At 43.1% G+C, this 17903-nt stretch carries 15 protein-coding genes and 1 pseudogene; 7 read left to right on the forward strand and 9 right to left on the reverse strand.

The genetic code is table 11. From position 1 onward, the window contains the following. The first annotated feature begins 14 nt into the window (after window positions 1–14). The 4 genes from larC to NIE32_RS03585 all read left to right on the forward strand — a co-directional run bounded on the left by larC (window position 15) and on the right by NIE32_RS03585 (window position 4232). On the forward strand, window positions 15–1289 hold the full coding sequence (larC, locus tag NIE32_RS03570; RefSeq protein ID WP_253053088.1) for a nickel pincer cofactor biosynthesis protein LarC: 1275 nt from the start codon (window positions 15–17) through the stop codon (window positions 1287–1289). A gap of 46 nt (window positions 1290–1335) precedes the next feature. Continuing rightward, on the forward strand, window positions 1336–2052 hold the full coding sequence (gene larD, locus NIE32_RS03575) for a D/L-lactic acid transporter LarD (protein ID WP_253053090.1): 717 nt from the start codon (window positions 1336–1338) through the stop codon (window positions 2050–2052). A 37-nt stretch (window positions 2053–2089) separates the two neighbouring features. After that, window positions 2090–2923, forward strand: a complete 834-nt coding sequence (gene larE, locus NIE32_RS03580) for an ATP-dependent sacrificial sulfur transferase LarE (protein ID WP_253053092.1) — start codon at window positions 2090–2092, stop codon at window positions 2921–2923. 283 nt (window positions 2924–3206) lie between these two features. Continuing rightward, the gene (locus NIE32_RS03585) at window positions 3207–4232 is read left to right on the forward strand and encodes a HoxN/HupN/NixA family nickel/cobalt transporter (RefSeq protein ID WP_253053094.1); all 1026 of its coding nucleotides are present in this window, start codon (window positions 3207–3209) and stop codon (window positions 4230–4232) included. Window positions 4233–4426: 194 nt separating this feature from the next. On the opposite strand, the gene NIE32_RS03590 is transcribed toward NIE32_RS03585, so the two are convergent. Together NIE32_RS03590 and NIE32_RS03595 are read right to left on the reverse strand one after the other, a co-directional pair. Then, window positions 4427–5398 (reverse strand): AEC family transporter, encoded by a 972-nt coding sequence (locus tag NIE32_RS03590; RefSeq protein WP_253053096.1) that lies wholly within the window; start codon window positions 5396–5398, stop codon window positions 4427–4429. Between the two features lie 16 nt (window positions 5399–5414). Beyond that, a complete protein-coding gene (locus tag NIE32_RS03595; RefSeq protein WP_253053098.1) occupies window positions 5415–7058 on the reverse strand; it encodes a malolactic enzyme in 1644 nt (547 codons plus the stop codon). Window positions 7059–7201: 143 nt separating this feature from the next. Here NIE32_RS03595 and NIE32_RS03600 point away from each other — a divergent pair, with 143 nt between their 5' ends. Beyond that, a complete protein-coding gene (locus tag NIE32_RS03600) occupies window positions 7202–8083 on the forward strand; it encodes a LysR substrate-binding domain-containing protein (protein WP_253053100.1) in 882 nt (293 codons plus the stop codon). A gap of 32 nt (window positions 8084–8115) precedes the next feature. Here NIE32_RS03600 and NIE32_RS03605 read toward each other — a convergent pair whose 3' ends face one another. Together NIE32_RS03605 and NIE32_RS03610 are read right to left on the reverse strand one after the other, a co-directional pair. Then, window positions 8116–8355 carry a hypothetical protein gene (locus NIE32_RS03605; RefSeq protein ID WP_253053102.1) on the reverse strand — a complete coding sequence of 80 codons (240 nt, stop codon included), beginning with the start codon at window positions 8353–8355 and terminating at the stop codon, window positions 8116–8118. A gap of 290 nt (window positions 8356–8645) precedes the next feature. Continuing rightward, window positions 8646–9330, reverse strand: a pseudogene (locus NIE32_RS03610) (ABC transporter permease); the annotation flags it as partial. Window positions 9331–9506: 176 nt separating this feature from the next. On the opposite strand from NIE32_RS03610, the gene NIE32_RS03615 reads away from it, so the two are divergent. Continuing rightward, window positions 9507–10451 (forward strand): aldo/keto reductase family protein, encoded by a 945-nt coding sequence (locus NIE32_RS03615; protein WP_253053104.1) that lies wholly within the window; start codon window positions 9507–9509, stop codon window positions 10449–10451. Window positions 10452–10609: 158 nt separating this feature from the next. On the opposite strand, the gene NIE32_RS03620 is transcribed toward NIE32_RS03615, so the two are convergent. Then, on the reverse strand, window positions 10610–11719 hold the full coding sequence (locus NIE32_RS03620; RefSeq protein WP_253053106.1) for a PTS sugar transporter subunit IIC: 1110 nt from the start codon (window positions 11717–11719) through the stop codon (window positions 10610–10612). A gap of 277 nt (window positions 11720–11996) precedes the next feature. Here NIE32_RS03620 and NIE32_RS03625 point away from each other — a divergent pair, with 277 nt between their 5' ends. Further along, window positions 11997–12998 carry an NADPH:quinone oxidoreductase family protein gene (locus tag NIE32_RS03625; RefSeq protein WP_253053108.1) on the forward strand — a complete coding sequence of 334 codons (1002 nt, stop codon included), beginning with the start codon at window positions 11997–11999 and terminating at the stop codon, window positions 12996–12998. Window positions 12999–13152: 154 nt separating this feature from the next. Here the strand turns inward: NIE32_RS03625 and NIE32_RS03630 are convergent, their stop codons facing one another. The 4 genes from NIE32_RS03630 to NIE32_RS14330 all read right to left on the reverse strand — a co-directional run bounded on the left by NIE32_RS03630 (window position 13153) and on the right by NIE32_RS14330 (window position 17791). After that, window positions 13153–14415 carry a copper resistance CopC/CopD family protein gene (locus NIE32_RS03630; RefSeq protein ID WP_253053110.1) on the reverse strand — a complete coding sequence of 421 codons (1263 nt, stop codon included), beginning with the start codon at window positions 14413–14415 and terminating at the stop codon, window positions 13153–13155. Window positions 14416–14456: 41 nt separating this feature from the next. Beyond that, window positions 14457–15209 carry a hypothetical protein gene (locus tag NIE32_RS03635; RefSeq protein ID WP_253053112.1) on the reverse strand — a complete coding sequence of 251 codons (753 nt, stop codon included), beginning with the start codon at window positions 15207–15209 and terminating at the stop codon, window positions 14457–14459. Continuing rightward, the gene (locus NIE32_RS03640) at window positions 15196–16257 is read right to left on the reverse strand and encodes a cupredoxin domain-containing protein (protein ID WP_253053114.1); all 1062 of its coding nucleotides are present in this window, start codon (window positions 16255–16257) and stop codon (window positions 15196–15198) included. Before NIE32_RS03640 ends, NIE32_RS03635 begins: the two co-directional genes overlap by 14 nt. A 448-nt stretch (window positions 16258–16705) precedes the next feature. Further along, window positions 16706–17791: a glycosyltransferase gene (locus NIE32_RS14330; protein ID WP_253053116.1), complete on the reverse strand. Its 1086-nt coding sequence runs from the start codon at window positions 17789–17791 to the stop codon at window positions 16706–16708. Between the last annotated feature and the right edge of the window lie 112 nt (window positions 17792–17903).

The following is a 17903-nucleotide window of genomic DNA, read 5'->3' on the forward strand; positions in this document are numbered from 1 at the left end:
ATAGGAGAATACTGATGAAAACACTCTATTTAGACGCATTTTCCGGCATCAGTGGTGATATGTTTATCGGTGCCTTGCTTGATCTTGGTATTGACTTTGATGCTTTTAAAGCCGAACTGGCTAAATTGCACGTGAATGGTTATGAACTGCAATGTGAGCATTTGACCAAGAATAGCATTTTCGGTACAAGCTTCGATGTTGTCTTAAATCATGAAAAGGATCATGGCTTCATCGAACACCACCGCGAGATGATGAACAACGACAAACTGCACCATGCCGCTGATCACCATCATGGTGACGTCCGCCATTTGAAAGATATTTTATCTTTGATTCACACAAGTGATGTGTCCGCAAAGGTTAAAAAACAAGCCGGGGCCGTATTCAAGGAAATTGCTGCAGCAGAAGCAGAGGTGCACCACCTGCCAGTGACAGATGTGCATTTCCATGAAGTTGGTGCACTAGACTCCATTGTCGATATTGTTGGCTGCTTCATCGCGCTTGAACTTTTAGGCGTTGATGATGTACAGGCATCACCATTAACAGATGGTTCCGGTTTTATTAACGTAGCACACGGACAGATGCCAGTACCGGTGCCGGCCGTGATGCAGATGCGCATTGGTACAAGTATTCCAATCAAACAGCGCACGGATATCCATACAGAACTCATCACACCAACAGGAATGGGCTTGGTTAAAACATTAGTGACCCATTTTGGTACAATGCCAGAAGATCAAAGGGTTCTAAAAGTCGGTTATGGCTTTGGAAAACGAGATACCGGCAGCTTTAATGCATTACGTGCGGTATTATTTGAAAAAAAAAAGCTCAGTAATCAATTAGTAAACTGCAAAAGTGACACGGTGCTGCTTATCGAAGCAAATCTTGACGATCAAACAGGTGAATCGCTTGGCTTTGTCATGGATGTCTTGCTTGATGCCGGTGCACTTGATGTCTTCTTCACGCCCATTCACATGAAGAAGAATCGACCCGCGACCAAGCTGTCATTACTCGTGAATCCTGCTGAACGCGAGAAATTTGTCCGACTACTGCTCAAGTATACACGTACAATCGGCGTACGCTACCAAACACTCCAGCGATCAATTATGCAACGTCAATTTCGTAGCGTCGCAACAACGTTTGGTCCTGTCCATGTCAAGGTAGCTACTTATGGGGACATTGTAAAGCAAACGCCAGAGTACGAAGATTGTGCAAAAATCGCTCATGAGCAAAAAGTTGCACTAGAAGAAGTCTATCAAGAAGTGACTCGTCAACTGACCCGTCCATCTGACTAAAAAAATCTTAAGAAGCGGAGCAATCCGCCATTAGGAGGAAGACATCTTGTTCCATCAATTACTTGCAGAATTTATGGGAACAGCCCTGATGATTGTGTTTGGTGTTGGGGTCCATTGCTGTGAGGTGCTGAAAGAGACCAAGTATCGTGGATCGGGACATATTTTTGCCATCACGACCTGGGGTTTTGGTATCACGATCTCATTGTTCATCTTCGGCAATGTATGTATTAATCCCGCCATGGTTCTCGCACAATGCATTCTAGGCAATATTCCATGGAGTTTATTTATTCCTTATTCTGTTGCAGAAGTACTCGGAGGCATTATTGGATCTGTAATCGTCTGGCTCATGTATGCGGATCATTTTAAAGCGTCGGAAAATGAAGTCTCACCGGTTGCAATCCGCAATATATTTTCCACAGCACCTGGGATTCGCAACTTGCCAAGAAATTTCTTTGTTGAATTTTTTGCTACATTTATTTTTATTTCCGGTATTTTGGCAATCTCTGAAGCTAAGGTTCCGGGTATTGTGCCGATTGCCGTTGGGCTGCTGGTTTGGGCAATTGGTATGGGGCTTGGCGGTCCAACCGGATTCGCCATGAATCTCGCACGTGACATGGGACCCAGAATTGCCCATGCACTCTTACCCATTAAAAATAAAGCGAACAGTGATTGGCAATACGGTATCTTAGTTCCAGGTATTGCACCGTTTGTCGGTGCAGCCTGTGCAGCACTGTTCATGCATAGCTTTTTTGGCATCGGCTAAATTCACATCATTTTATAAAAACAGGAAGGTCAAATCTATGAAAACATTAAGTGAAAAGAAACAAGCATTAGTCGCACATCTAGAAAAAATGAATCGCGTTGTCGTTGCCTTCTCCGGTGGTATTGATAGCACCCTCGTTCTGAAAATGGCTCTCGACACTTTAGGCAGAAAAAATGTTTTAGCTGTCGTCGCGAATTCTGAACTATTCACGGATGAAGAATTTGGTAAAGCTATAGCTCTAGCTAAAGCACTCAATGCCAATGTCCTCACGACCGAGCTCAACTACTTAGCAGAAGAACATGTTAAACACAACACACCGGACAGCTGGTATTATGCGAAAAAAATGTTCTATTCACGAATGAACAACATCGCCTCCACTCAGCACTTTGATGCTGTGTTAGACGGTATGATCCTAGATGATAACAACGACTACCGTCCGGGCTTACGTGCACGTACAGAAGCTGGTGCCCGCAGTTTATTGCAAGAAGCCGGATTTTATAAAACCGATGTTCGTGCGTTGGCAAAAGAAATCAATTTGAACAACTGGAATAAAGTTTCTTCATGCTCTGTTTCATCACGCTTCCCATATGGCACAACCTTGACAGTAGACACGATCGAACAAGTGATGAAATCTGAAAAGTTCATTCGTGACCTTGGCTTTCCAACAGTTCGTGTCCGCTTCCACGGTGATGTTGCCCGCATTGAAGTTCCAGAAGAACGTTTGAGCGAACTCTTGGCTTTCAATGATCGGGTAAATAAAGCGTTAATCAGTTACGGTTTCAAATATGTCTCCATCGATCTTGGCGGATTCCGCAGCGGTCACATGAATGAAGCATTATCCACCAAAGAAATCGAACAATTTGCATCATAACGACATGGGCGGTTCAAAATAAGCAACCGTTTATCTAAATGACTAAAAGGCGACTCAAATTTTCGATTGTTGAATCTTTAAGTCGTTTTTTACTTTCAAATGAAAGTACGACTTGTCATAAACCTAGAGGCTATAATGTGCCCTCTTAAAAGAAAGTTCGGGTAAGCGCATCAACTGTCTTTGATGACTTACTTGCCGTGGGCCCGCGCACATTGTCTTTGATCCGAAAGCAACATTAATAGAGCTTCCAGAAAAATAAAAAAAGAAAGGAGCACTAAAATCAATGGTCAAGCGTTTATTCTTGAAACATCATTGGCTCCCCTACAGCTTAGGTACCTTAGTATTACACGTCCTTGGTTTTTCTTGGCTCTTCTTAGCCGCCAAAAGCTATCCGGTGATCCTTGGTATAGGATTGATTGCCTATACACTTGGTCTACGTCATGCGTTTGATGCAGATCACATCGCAGCAATTGATAATACGGTTCGGAAATTAACGCAACAAAATAAGAACGCTAGTGGTGTAGGGTTTTATTTCTCGCTGGGGCACTCAACGGTTGTGTTTCTGATGGCGGTTATTCTTGGCTTATTCGTACGCTGGGCCCAAAATCACATGCCTTTGTTCGAACATGTTGGTGGCATCATTGGTTCACTTGTTTCCGGAAGCTTCCTCATCATTATCGCTTTCTTTAATCTTCTGATCTTGATGGACTTCCAAAAATTTTTCATAAAACTAAAGCATAATGAATTTGATCCACAAAGATTAGAAGAACTTATGCTTTCGAGAGGCCTTTTATCAAACTTTTTCAAACCACTTTTCAAGTTTATCAATTGCAGCTGGCAAGTCTATCCACTGGGTTTTCTGTTCGGACTAGGATTTGATACGGCAAGTGAGGTTGCATTACTTGCCCTGTCTGCGGATTCCGCAAAGACAGCTATACCTTTTCTTGGTATGCTTTCATTGCCCCTCCTCTTTGCAGCGGGAATGAATATTATGGACACAACAGACTCAATGATGATGTCAGGCGCCTATAAATGGGCATTTGATACACCAGTCCGAAAAATTTACTATAATATGACGATCACCTCAATCTCCGTTGTGGCCGCCTTATTAATCGGCAGTGTTGAGCTCATTCAGGTGGTTACTTCAGAACTAGCCATCAAAGGTGCATTCTGGCATTGGATCCAGCATATCAATTTTAATTGGCTCGGGTATGGATTGATCATCATTTTCCTTGGTCTCTGGACAACTTCTTACCTCATCTGGAAATTTTTTAGAATTGAAGAAAGATGGAATGGGGCCGGAATATAATTTATGCAACATCACATGACTTATTGGCTTAGCCGCATCCGCAGTATGGATCATGGATCACGATGTAAAAAGGACCAAAGCGCATGAATCCATGCGTTTCGGTCCTTTGATGTTATAAATAACTTTTAAGGGGCAACGTCAAATGCTCAGGTAAAACACTAATACAATGTTTGTCCATATTCCAATCACAGACATCAAATGAATTGAATCAGTTGCATCAGAATCGGTACAACAATCACAAATAAAACAGTACTTGCAGTGACCACGTTGGTGGCATATTTCACATCACCATGTGCTTCATTTGCCAATATGGGTAGCACAGCTAACATCGGTGTTGCAGATTGAACAATCTGTGTCTGCGTTAGGATCGTCGGCAAATGTGCACCGGAAATACGAGTACCAATCCAAAGTATGCTCATGAGCACAGCAGGAGAAATCACAAAGCGACCGATCAAAGCAACAATCGTATCACGGTCAAAACGAATACTGGAAAGTCCTGCATTGTACAGCACAATGCCAATATAAATCAGTGATAACGGTGTAACGATACTGCCAACATACGTTAATGTTGAACTGATAAAAGTAGGAACCGGGATACTTAAAATCAGGAAAATGAGTCCGATAATGAATCCGAGTAACGGGGGCGGCAAGATTTTTTTCCAGCTGACTTTATTTTTCCCTTTGTCCTTCGTATTCGACTTTGTCGGATCGTCATTGGAGATCAGAAAGACGCCAAATGCCCATGTTGAAACGGTGTTCGTGATGTAGTAAATCAGAAAATAAGGCAGACTCTTCTCTCCGAATAAGGCAATGTTCAGCGGCAAACCAATAAAGATAGTGTTCGCGTTCACAACAGCATTCATAAAGATCCCGCGTCGTCCCGGACGAATTTTTAAGACTTTTACAAGAGCGTACGCGATGAGATAGGAGATTATCACGGCAACTACCGGATAAACTAAACTCCCAGAGAGCTGCAGCAAGCGATCCCTTGTTAAGTATTTAAGTACGGATACAAATATTGAAGCCGGAAGGGCAACTTTTGTAATTAATGAAGAGATGCTCTTTCCAAAATTGTCATCAAACCATTTGAATTTTTTCAATAAATAGCCTAAAGCGATCATTAAAATGATTGAGATCACGCTTTGAATGGATTGAAAAAAGACCATGAACTTACACCTTCTTTTACAAATTTAATTCTGTATATCTTGCCTCCCATTTCATCTCTGAAACAGCCTTCTTAATATCCGAGATCTCTTCACGATTGAGTCTCTGTTCCAGAACACTTTGTCCAACAACCTCTGCAATCGTCTGAGAGAATTCAGTTAATTTTGCAACTGGAGGCAGTACTGCAGCACCTGGTTGTTCCGTATCCACAATACCGCCTAAAGCATGGCTTGCCTGAGAGAGCATTTCACCATTCACTTGTGTAGCTGTTGAAGCAATAATGCCGAAACCGAGGCCTGGATACATTAGCGCATTATTCGCTTGGCCAATCTCATAGGTTACACCCTTATAATCAACAGGTGCTGCAGGGATACCAGTTGCGACCAACGCTTTTCCGTCGGTCCATTCAATCAGATCTTCAGCTTTCGCTTCGGCTAATTTCGTCGGGTTAGATAGCGGGAAGATAACCGGACGCTCCGTGTGTGTCGCCATTTCTTTAATAATCGTTTCCTTGAAAGCGCCTGGTTGTGTTGATGTCCCAATCATAATCGTTGGATGAACAGCTTTGACAACTGCTTCCAGATCGGTTAATTCGTTGCTGCTTTTGAATTCCGAACGATCTCGGGCGAACGCTTTCTGGCCGGGCGTCAGGTCTTCGGTGTCATTAAAAAGCAACCCTTGCTTATCAACGAGGAAGAAGTGTTTGCGCGCTTCTTGTTCTGATAATCCCTGTCGTTTCATTTCATCAAGAATTTGATTTGTAATGCCTACACCAGCCGTTCCGGCGCCGAAAATCAAGACGTGCTGATCGGTCAACTTTTCCTTTGATATTTTCATTGCGCCCAAAATTCCTGCCAGAACAACAATGCCTGTCCCTTGAATATCATCATTAAATGTCGTGATTTTATCCTGGTATTTCTCCAAAATCGTGGCTGCATTCGAACGACCGAAGTCTTCCCAGTGTAGGAGTACTTCAGGGAATAATTTGGTGGATGCTTGAACAAAATGATCAATGAAATCATAGTATCGTTCACCACGCACACGTTCATGTTTGTTGCCCAAATAAAGCGGATTATTAAGCAACTTTTCATTATTTGTGCCCGCATCAATAACTACAGGAAGCACCATAGATGGATTAATGCCGGCAGCTGCTGTGTAGACCATCAGTTTACCAATGGCGATATCTACACCATTGATGCCCCAATCACCCATACCAAGAATACCTTCAGAGTCAGTAACGACAATTAATCGGATATCACGGCCATCAGAAGCATTTTTCAATGTTGCTTTTATATCATTAGGCTTGTCAATCGACAAGAACGCAGCATTCTGCGGATTGATAAATAGTTCATTATATTGTTCAATAGAATCCGCAACAGTTGGATCGTAGACGATTGGCATAAATTCAACTACATGATCTTCCATCAATCGATAAAATAAGGTACGATTTGTATTAAATACATTCATTAAGAAGATTCTTTTTTCTAAATCAGTGGTCTTGCTTGAATATTGACCATAGGCCTGCACAACCTGTTCATCCAGTGTTTGTACCTTAGGAGGCAAGGTACCCTGCAAATGGTAAACCTGACGCTCTTGTTCAGTAAATGCCGTGCCCTTATTCAAAAAAGGATTATTCAAAATTTCTTGTGCGCTTAATGCCATTACTTTTGTTCCTCCTTAAACTTAAATGATCACTTGTCTTTTACATGAGCACTATAGCAATCCGTAAAATTTATAGTCAAATAAGGCTGTAGTCATAAAATTTATTAATATGAGGCTTGTTCAGGCGGTTAGGAGCTGGTTCCGTGAATATTAAAGAATTACACTATTTTCAACGTCTTTTTCAAGAAATTAGTTTTACCAAAACAGCAAAGTTCTTTCACGTTAGCCAGCCAACAATTACCGCAGCCGTGCAGAGACTAGAGAAGGAATTAGACACGCAACTTGTCATCCGAGACCAGTCTCACAAGAATCTGATTTTCACGGACAGTGGAAAACAATTTGAAAAACACGTCGAGCAAATCCTTCAAGAGATTGAAACCGCCAAATTAGAAATTACCGCAATAAAAAAAGAGAAAGTCCGGCTGGGCCTTCCCCCGATTATTGGTAGTTATTATTTCCCGTCTCTTTCCTCCTTACTCGTCAAACATGACCTGCTTTCCAGATTAGAGACACATGAAGACGGATCCAAACTGCTCCTTAACAAATTGATTACCGGACAACTTGATCTTGCACTGCTGGGGTCCGTGCAGCGTATTGAAAACGAACAATTATCCGGACATATGCTATCTCGAAAAAAATTCAAAATTATTGTCAGCCGCACTCATCCACTTTCTCAGAAAAGGTCGGTAGCCTTTAAGGATTTACTGAGTGAACCTTTTATACAGCTTAATGAGCGCTTTATTCATTCAATCGCTTTCCAGCAATTAAGCCGGCAAACGCATACGAAACCCGCAATTATTTATCGAACGAACGATCTGCAAATCATCAAAGGCATGGTGGCGAATAATGTTGGGATTAGCTTCTTGACGGAAATGGCCATACTGCCACAAGATCCGGTAGTCGCATTGGCACTTAGTGATGATCTGCAACCTGAGTTCTTGATTCAGCTCGTTTATCGTTCAAATCATCTCTTGACCTCGGTACAACAAAAAATTGTAGATTTGATGACTACAAATGACTTTTAATAAATAAAACATCAGCTCATTTTCTCTTTGAATTACCTTGTGATTAGCCACTTCACTAACTTATAGATACCGATGATAAGCAAAATGATCAAGAACCATTTCAACAAAAAACCGAAAAAGAGAAACAAAACCAGCCCGATAATGCCGAGTACGATAAATACAAAGGAAGTAATCAGTAACCCGCCAACCGCAATAAACACGACAATAAGAAACAGCGTTGCAATCAATCCGAAAATAAGTCCCATTTCATTCGTTCCTTTCGTGACGTTCATAAGCCATGCACAAGGTGATTGAATGCAATCAAATTCCTTGTGTAACTCGATAATCTTACTATAAAACATAGCAAGAATTTTGATAATGAGCGCAAGACGGGGCATGTGCTACGTCTTAAGGGTTATTTCTAAGGACTGTACTGTGGAACTAAAAAACTATTCGGTAGTTTTACGGGTGGGTACTAAAGAAAAGAACCCTAAATAAGGGCTCCACAAGTAAATTTTATTCACATATGCGTACCAAAAACGTTTTCTTTCCATTGCCTATATAATGTGAACCTTAATCCGATTCATGTCCGGCGCATGTATGCACGAACCGTTAGTGGTGCAAAGATTGCCACAATAACAGCAGCTCCGATAAGGGAAATCGCGGGGTCCCAACCAATGGTCCCATTGTTGGCCAAATCACGAACAGCTGTGACAAGATGAGAGATTGGGTTGATCTTTACAAACCACTGAGCCAGTCGGGTAATGTTTTCTCCGGCACAAAGGCATTAGAGAGAAACGTCAACGGAAACAGCACAATCATCGAAATGCCTTGTACGCTTGAAGCTGTGCGTGCAATCACACCAAAGAAGGCGAAAATCCAGCTAATCGCCCAAGAGCAAACATTCACGAGAAGTCCGGAAATTACAACATAGCCTATCCCCCCCCCTCAGGCCGATAACCCATGATAAAGCCCATAGTGAAGGTGAGTACTGTCGCAATGGTATACCGGATCGTGCCTGCAAGTAGTGCCCCTGCAAGTGGAGCCATGCGCGCGATCGGCAGTGACTTGAATCGATCGAACACGCCCTTATCCATGTCTTCACGCAACTGGACACCGGTGACAATTGATGTCGTGATCACAGTCTGCACAAGGATACCAGGAATGATGACCGACAAATAGCTCTTCACATCTCCAGAGATAGCCCCACCAAAGAGGTAAGTAAACATCAGAGTGAAGAGAATGGGTTGAAGTGTAACATCAAACAATCCACATTTATTAACTGATCATGACGAACCCTATCTCCTTAATTAGAAAAAAAATGATCTCACCCCTCAGCATGTTGTTTGACGCTTACAAACGGAGAAGACTATCATAGAATTAATCGGTTGAGGACTCGGTTTATTCCTGAACACGCCAACCAATATATTCGAGGGGGTTTACAATGAATTATCGTCATCTTGGCAATACGGGACTGAAAGTCAGTAGTATTAGTCTTGGAAGTTGGTTAACTTACGGTGGCTACGTCGCCAATGAAAATGCAGTAAATACCATCCTCAAAGCCTATGATCAAGGCATTAATTTCTTTGATACGGCAAATGTGTATATGCATGGCGAAGCAGAAAAAGTCGTTGGCAAAGCCATCAAAGCTTTCCCACGTGAATCCATTGTGCTGTCTACAAAGGTCTTTTTCCCAATGGGGGATGGTCCGAACGACCGTGGACTGTCACGAAAACATATTATGGAACAAGCCGAAGCAAGCCTGAAACGACTTGATGTTGATTATGTCGACCTCTATTATTGCCATCGTTTTGATCCGGAAACGCCGATTGAAGAAACGCTCCGTGCCTTCGATGACCTGATTCATCAAGGCAAAGTGAACTATATCGGTGTCAGTGAATGGACTGCTGCCCAAATTACGGAGGCGGCACATATTGCTGATGAGAAATTGCTTAACCATTTTGTTGCCAACCAGTCCCAATACAGCATGCTACACCGTGCTATTGAAAAAGAAGTGATTCCGGCAAGCGCAGCACACGGTGTCAGCCAAGTCTGCTGGTCCCCGCTTGCACAAGGTGTGCTGACCGGTAAATATACATCCATCGATGATGTGCCTGCCGGCAGCAGGGCCGCTGAACAAAAAGGCGGTATTCAACGTTTTCTTACTGCGGATAATCTAAAAAGAGTCGCCGAGCTAAAGAAAATAGCAGCCGAACTCGGGATCACAATGCCGGAACTGGCACTTTCTTGGGTACTCCGTCAAGAAAATGTTGCCAGTGTCGTTGTCGGTGCGAGCAAACCGGAACAGATTATCGACAACGCCAAAGCAGCCGACATCACCCTCAGCACAGAAACACTAAATCAAATTGAACAAATTCTGGCCAATTAAGGCTATCTTTTACTGAAGATCCGCTCAAGAAGTATGCCTGCTGAAACGGCACCGTATTGCATCATCGTATGGTGTAGGAATCTGAATAGAGAAAAAGCCTCACCTCTATTTGCGAAGACTCGCAATTAGAACGTGAGGCTTTTTTATGTCCATACCTGTTAGGCTTTTTCCAAGACAAGTTTAGGCTGTGGTTCCTTTTTTTCTTTTTTGAATTCCGCCATCTCTGTGCTGTAATCTTCGGCGTTGTAGAGATGAAACACACGTCGGCAGATCCATTCGAAGAAGAAACCACCGGCAAATGGGATGCCAATGAAAACAAGCACGATCGTCAATAGATTAACTGCTGTAACCCCACCGGCCATAAAATGAATCGCATTGATTGGACCAACCATTCCGGAGAATCCAAATCCGGCACTAATTGGCGTTCCCTTGATTTGAAAAAGTGCACCGACCGTCCCGAGCAATGCCGCATTCAGCATGATCGGAATCAATATCTTGGGTTGACGGACCATAGCCGCAATCATAATTTTCGGTGTACCAAGCACAATGGATAGAGAAAGACCGATTTTATTGACACGGAGGCCACCGACAAACATGCCAACCGCTGCCGCCACACAGCCCAGATTTCCAGCACCTGACGCAATACCGCTCATGCCGATCGCCGTGGCAATCGCTACCGTGGAAACAGGAGAAATCATGATCACCGAGAAGCATACAGCAATCAAAATACCCATTGGAATCGGTTGAAGAATAGAAAAGCTGTTGATCATTTGTCCAAGACCAACCGTTACTTTGTGAACGTATGGGAACATCGCCACACCAACACCACCGCCAACGGTACAAACAAGCACCGGCATAATCAGCGGTTCAAATGACTTCAGCCTGCCCCCAACGAGCAGCACTAGTGCACTGGTCAAACTGACCGTCACTAACGTATTGACTAAATCGCCTATGCCGTTAATCGTTATGCCATTGGGTGTAAAGACGAGTGCACCTGAGCCGATCCAAGCGGAAGCTGCCACACAAGCCATCGGAATCGGCTTCATTTTGAATTGGTAACCGACCGCTGCACCGATTAAGAGTGGAACCGCCAGCATGTAAATGGATACGAGCTGATTGATAACTCCGAAAATCGGGATTTGCCCCATAAGTGCCTTGCTTAATTCACCAAGCAGAGCTGAAGGAACCAGCCCTGCAACAATACCGACCGCATGACCAACCAGCACATGATTCATGAATGCTTTCACCGTCATTTTTTCATTTTCCACTGTAAACATCCTCTCTCCTGTTTTCTTTCTCTGTGTTTTCCAAAAGGGTTAGTGTCGCTATTCTAACACATCGCATTTTACAATGCAACGCGTTTATCCATTAAAGCGTTTATGTAAAAAATTCCTTACCTTTCTAACTATTTTCCCCACCTTTCATTGTTGGAAGCAATGACACATCCTCTGAACTTCGCATCATCGGTACAAAAAAAGATATAATCATAGTTAGGAAAAGGCTTTCAATATAGAAAACTATGCCCTTTGAAAGGCGGCGGTACCCATGAAACCATTTCGCGCACTCGTCCTTAGGAAAAAAGATAACCAAATTTCTCGGAACATCGAAGAACTGATGCTGGATGATTTGCCAAAAGGCGAGGTCCTCGTTCGGGTCGCTTATTCGGGTATCAATTACAAGGATAGCCTTGCTTCAATGCCGGACGGCCGGATTGTACGCTCCTATCCATTTGTCCCGGGTATTGATCTCTCGGGAATTATTGTTTCCTCGGAGGACGCACGTTTTAAAGCGGGCGATCCGGTCATCGCCACAAGCTATCAACTTGGCGTTTCACATTTTGGTGGGTATAGTGAATACGCGCGTATACCTGCTGACTGGGTCGTCCCGCTTCCTAAGGAGCTTTCGCTGCGCGAGGCGATGGTTATTGGAACGGCCGGTTTTACAGCTGCTCTATCTGTCCTGAGGCTTGAAGAAAATCATGTGGCTCCCGATCAAGGAAAAGTGCTGGTTACAGGCGCAACGGGCGGCGTTGGCAGTTTCGCCGTATCGATTTTGTCGGGATGCGGCTACTCGGTGACTGCAAGTACAGGAAAATCATCAGAGCATGCTTATCTCAACGCTCTTGGTGCACAATCGGTTATTGTTCGTGATGATGTGTATGATGGTTCCCTGAAACCCTTGCAAAAACAGGAATGGGCAGCAGCAATTGATCCCGTTGGTGGAAAGCCGCTTGCAGCTCTGCTCAGCAAGATCCACTATGGCGGATCGGTTGCCGTTTGCGGGCTGACCGCTGGTAGCGATCTGCCGGCGACGGTTTTCCCATTCATTCTAAGAGGGATCAATCTGCTCGGTATTGATTCGGTTTTTTGTCCGATGAACACACGCATGGAAGTCTGGGCTCGTCTTGCTCAGGTATGGAAACCAAAATCATTAGAACCCTTTGTTCAAAACGAAATGAGTCTGGATCAGCTGCCTGCTGCTTTGCCAACTGTGCTGCGTGGCCAGGCCAGAGGACGAATACTTGTTAAAATAGGCGAAGACCATTAATCCGTCCCATTAAAGAAGATGAAAGTTATCCCGATAAGGGCATGCATCAAGTACGCATCTCCTTCTGGTCACACCAAATCAATGAACTATAGAAAAGGCCTTATCGAATTAGATAAGACCTTTTTACAACAGCTGAAGAACGATCACACAAAGGTCATGGGACCGGACTTAAATAAGTCAATACGGATACGACGGCAATGATGGTGACCATGAGGATAGAATCTAGTGTAAGGAGCAGTTTTATTTGGTTACCGTTCTTTGATTTCAATACCTTTCTGATCCATACTCCGATTAAAACGATTGCTATGACTAATGTAAGCTTGATCAACAGTGTTGCACCCCATACTGTCGTAAACAGTGCGTAAGGCTCAGACAGCAAACCAATCGTTAACATTGTGCCCGTTAAGAATAGGGCAACAAAGCTACCGAAAGCGAAGACGGAGAACATGGGGAGGAAAGTATGAACGTGCAAACGTTGTTTTCTCCAAAATACCATGATATAGATTAATCCGGAACACCAAATGGATGCACCGATTAAATGAATGCTATCAGCAACAGTGAATACGAAGCCCAGATCAAATTCAGATGGGTGTCCATTTAAAGCTTTGAACATCACAATCAAAAGAATCCACAAAGCATCGATCCACTTTGATTTAAAGAGTAGGACAAATCCCACTATAGAGAGACTGAGTGACCCCATCCATGTCAAAGCATATAGAGATGTCAGTGGGATCTCTGGCCTGAACATTAATCCGCTCTCTGTAAAATTAGTGAACTGCATAAGAATCATACATGTGAGTCCCATTAAATGAACCATTTGAGCGGTAATGCCCCAGCGTTCAAACCCTTTCGGTAGCGTTTTTCGCTGTCTTAGCAGGACAACGCCCCAAAATACCCAGCCGATCGTCCAAAGCAGTCCCAAATAATAGAACCCTCGGAAAACATTGATTCCGAAATTGTTGGTGCTCAATTTAATTTCGTCAGGCTCAATTTTATGCGTACTGCTACTGTGTCCAACCGGCTGGACTTCCTTTTTTGGGCTGCTGTTTCCAATCGAAAAGGAATAAGTGTCTTCCTGATGATGGCCGTCATTTGCTGAAATGACATTGTACTTGACTGTATATTCACCATTCGTCAACTTTAGGAGCTTAACCATCAGTTTGGTTCCATGATTACTAATCACCGGATCTCCCTTTGTTACGTCTTTGTGATTGCTATCAAACACATTCAAGGTAAAGAGGTGTTCATCGATTTCATGCCGGAAGGTAATCGTGACCTGTGTAGGAGATTTATCGAGATAACGATTAGGTCCAGGATCTATTGAAATGGCAGAAGAGTGTCCATATACGATAATTGGAAAAGTTAGGAAGATGATGAAAAAGAACAAAGGAATACACCATCTATATGTGTGCGGCACTTTTTCACCTCCAATTTGCACATCACATTTCTTTTAACTGGTTAATCCCTTTTCATGGTCATACAACATATTTTAGACAAAGGAATCTGTTCAATTTCTTTTCCCACTCGAATTTGCAAACACTGTTCGTCTGCTCCGCATATATATCCGGAAACCACATCATAACGATTCTCTACGCGCATACTCACTTTATTTCCAAACAATGACACCAGCATGACATGCAATGGAATCCCAAAGAAGAGATTGCCAAGTTCTGATGTATTCGAAACGATCTCACCAAAATGGAGAACAAGATCTCGTTTGAATGGGCGACTGGAACGCATAAGTTCCTGATGGTTGGCGCACGCTTTAGCACATTTTTCATGTTGCAAAGAATCAATTTTACTAAATGGGATTACTGTTTTTTTTCTCTTTGTATGCAACGTGATGAAGTTCTTGCCGACTGCTACAAGTACTCCTTTTTCTTTTATCTGTTTTTCTCTACAGTGAATCTTCACCCGGATGCATGTAGTTCTCATATCGAGAAGGTGTATTTGTAATTGCCGTTGATGATTTGGATCTCTCCTGTTTCCAAGTGAACGGAGCAAGTCATTGCCAATCTCAATACATTTCTGCAATTTATCAAGCTTCGAATGGGATAAAGGGCTATTTGGCGATCGATAGCGCGGCGTAGGAATGTTTTCTGGACATGCATGATCGGGCGAGCCCAGACAAAGTTGATGATCCGGTGTCTCATCACACGTACATGCATTACAATGACTTTTCTTTCTCATTTGATCCTCATGCGCTTTCATCACCATGATCCCCCTGTACCTTTTTTCTTGGATAGAAATTGCTTTCATCCAATGACGCCAAATAAGGGATTCGTTCCGCTAAAACTCTCATGATTCCCCATAAGCCCAGTTCAATGTCCCAACGAATGTTTCCGGAACGGTAGAGATAATCTCCTGGATCTTGATGATAGCCGCCAGCACCATAAAATAATGGGAAACTACCATTAGCTCCTGGCATATTTTGTCCCTTTACTGAGATAATGGACGAATTGACATCATTACTGCTTCTGAGCCATTTATGACCGTGAATGGTAAAAGCGTGCCCTCTCGCCCGGTCAGCCGGTGCTGTGAAGCGAAAGAGTACCGGGTCCCCCGCATAGGCAATAAATAATGGGGTTGCCGGGTCACCATGGTCCGTGGATCTGAATACTTTCGATAGATCATCGAGATTGGTTAATCGGTGACTGAATCGTTCAGCACGATAATTAAACCCTCTGGAGCCCTGATCCTCGAAGTCTGCGATTGGCTCTTCCCTCCTGACGAAAAGCGGTTCAGGGTCAATAATCAGTCGCCCATCCTTATCCATAAGCCTTACCCCATCATGCATGAGGAGTGCAAATTCACGCGTTTCAGAAAGCAATGGGTTCGAAAGAATAACTTGATTACCCACCGCCTCTTTCTCACGGTTCATTGGATCTAAATAGGTTGAACCCCGTGGTTCTACAATTAACATTCCAAAAGCGCCGTGATGTCGATGATTGCGTATATCGGCCATATCCCAAAGCCCTACTGAGCCAACCTCGTAATCGGCGTACCAACGATAGGTTATACTTTCTCCTGGTCCAATGGTCTGGTCATCATTAAAGCCAACGGTTGCTCCGTCTGAAGTTCGCACATCATATGCAAGCATTTGCGGATGCAATGATATACGATCTGACGATGGGAATGGAACTTCTACTGGGACAGCTGGGTATCCATGAATCTTATCCTGTTCATGATCTGTTGCACCGGTTAATTCATTCGTCAGGGTTATCTCAATACATTCACCAACATTGACCCGAAGAATCAATGGTTCAGGATTTAATTCTCCGCTTCGTATCCTAGGAATATCTTTTTTTAAGGCAAAGACAATGCCGAACGGATCATGATCTCCGGAATCGTTATATTTGATGTCCGCATTGATGGCAACAACTTCAAATTTCCGTACACATGCATGCTCAGAACCCGGTTTCCTGTAGTCCTGCGCTTTTGGTGGTTTTTTCCCTGTAGGAACAGGCAGAGCCTGTTTCCTTTTCGGAGGTGATTTTCGATCGGCTAAAGGCAGCAGAAAAATGGACGAATAGTGATGTGTGAATCTTCTTGATTGGGGATGTATCGACTAATGCTCCCCATTCAATGGCATACCTTGACACGTAAACACAAACAGCAGCGAAGATCCACTGCTGTTTGTATTACATTTTAACTTTAAAGCAAAACAAAATAGTCAATAGACGTAATCGCGATCACTATACTCGCTTTTAATCAATTGAAAAAGGAGTCATTTTTAATATATCTTGATAAATTTCCGGTAATTCCTTAAGATTGTGCCCGGATAGTAATTTCATGCTTTTCGCGATCACATCTGCGCCATCTTGCGGGATTTTCCCACACACTTTCTTAATCTGTTCCTTCTGTGCCATCAGTGCTTCAATTTGTGCCGCCAATTCCTTAGGCTTTAGACTATTTCTTGCTAAGCAGAGATCATCCCCAACGAGTTCACGAAGCATCATATTTTTCACCTCTCGCTCCTTCGTATCCGCCGGCAATGCGAGCAATGGCGTTCCGGTTGAAATACAATCCATCAATATGCCCATCCCCGGTTTACTGATCACCAAATCTGCAGCGTTAATTAAATTGCGTCCATTATCAAAAAGAGGTGCTTGAATGATTGAGCTGTTAAAAGTAAAATCCACACCATTGAGCTGATTGGCAACGACGATACGATAAGGCGTTTTTAGCTGGTTGATTTTTTCATACCATTCATCCATATACAGATAACGATATTTTCCCACTCCACCGCCCATCTGTACTAAAAGAAACGGTTCCTCTTTTGGGATGCCCAATAGTTGTTTCACTTGATCCGGCGCCATTGTCACGTCTCGAGCAATGATCGGAATAGGTACATAAAGCGTCGATAATTGGGGAATTTCTTGAGGTTGTGTGAGGTTGATATGGAAGAAGATATCTGTTGATTTCTGGGAAATGTCTCTAATTTGCCGTTTAAATTTCCGTGTCCAATCCGTATCCTCACGATGCACAGACAGATCACTGTGATAGATACCACCAATAACTGGACCTTCGCCTGTCCGCTCTTGTTTTAGCTGTTGAACTTCATCTCGCCAATCATGCATCACCAGATTAGCATTTAATAAAATATCCGCCTTTTTTTGTAGATTAATTGAGCGATGAATGTTGCCTTGCGGGAAATTTGCGCGTAACCATTCATGGGTATTTCTAAAAGAAAATAGTTTAACGGGTTCATCACTAATCTTTGAGAATTTGGTCAAATTAGCCACACATGGATTCAAGTGGCCTAAATTACGTCCCACAATATAATGGATCACGATCGTACACTTCCTTCAGCTATCAGTTATATTCTATCGTATGGTTGCATTTGTTAGAAGGCATACGTTTTCTGTAAAATAGGCCCCAAATGTGAACAGATTCAGTCAACGC

Source organism: Sporolactobacillus kofuensis, assembly GCF_024125425.1.
Lineage (GTDB): Bacteria > Bacillota > Bacilli > Bacillales > Sporolactobacillaceae > Sporolactobacillus > Sporolactobacillus kofuensis.

What these genes read in the sequence shown, in the direction of transcription:
- NIE32_RS03625 (WP_253053108.1), top strand. Translation starts at nt 11,997, where the DNA reads ATGAAACCATTTCGCGCACTCGTCCTTAGGAAAAAAGATAACCAAATT.
- larC (WP_253053088.1), top strand. Translation starts at nt 15, where the DNA reads ATGAAAACACTCTATTTAGACGCATTTTCCGGCATCAGTGGTGATATG.
- NIE32_RS03590 (WP_253053096.1), bottom strand. Translation starts at nt 5,398, where the DNA reads ATGGTCTTTTTTCAATCCATTCAAAGCGTGATCTCAATCATTTTAATG.
- NIE32_RS03615 (WP_253053104.1), top strand. Translation starts at nt 9,507, where the DNA reads ATGAATTATCGTCATCTTGGCAATACGGGACTGAAAGTCAGTAGTATT.
- NIE32_RS03585 (WP_253053094.1), top strand. Translation starts at nt 3,207, where the DNA reads ATGGTCAAGCGTTTATTCTTGAAACATCATTGGCTCCCCTACAGCTTA.
- NIE32_RS03595 (WP_253053098.1), bottom strand. Translation starts at nt 7,058, where the DNA reads ATGGCATTAAGCGCACAAGAAATTTTGAATAATCCTTTTTTGAATAAG.
- larE (WP_253053092.1), top strand. Translation starts at nt 2,090, where the DNA reads ATGAAAACATTAAGTGAAAAGAAACAAGCATTAGTCGCACATCTAGAA.
- NIE32_RS03605 (WP_253053102.1), bottom strand. Translation starts at nt 8,355, where the DNA reads ATGAACGTCACGAAAGGAACGAATGAAATGGGACTTATTTTCGGATTG.
- NIE32_RS03635 (WP_253053112.1), bottom strand. Translation starts at nt 15,209, where the DNA reads ATGAAAGCGCATGAGGATCAAATGAGAAAGAAAAGTCATTGTAATGCA.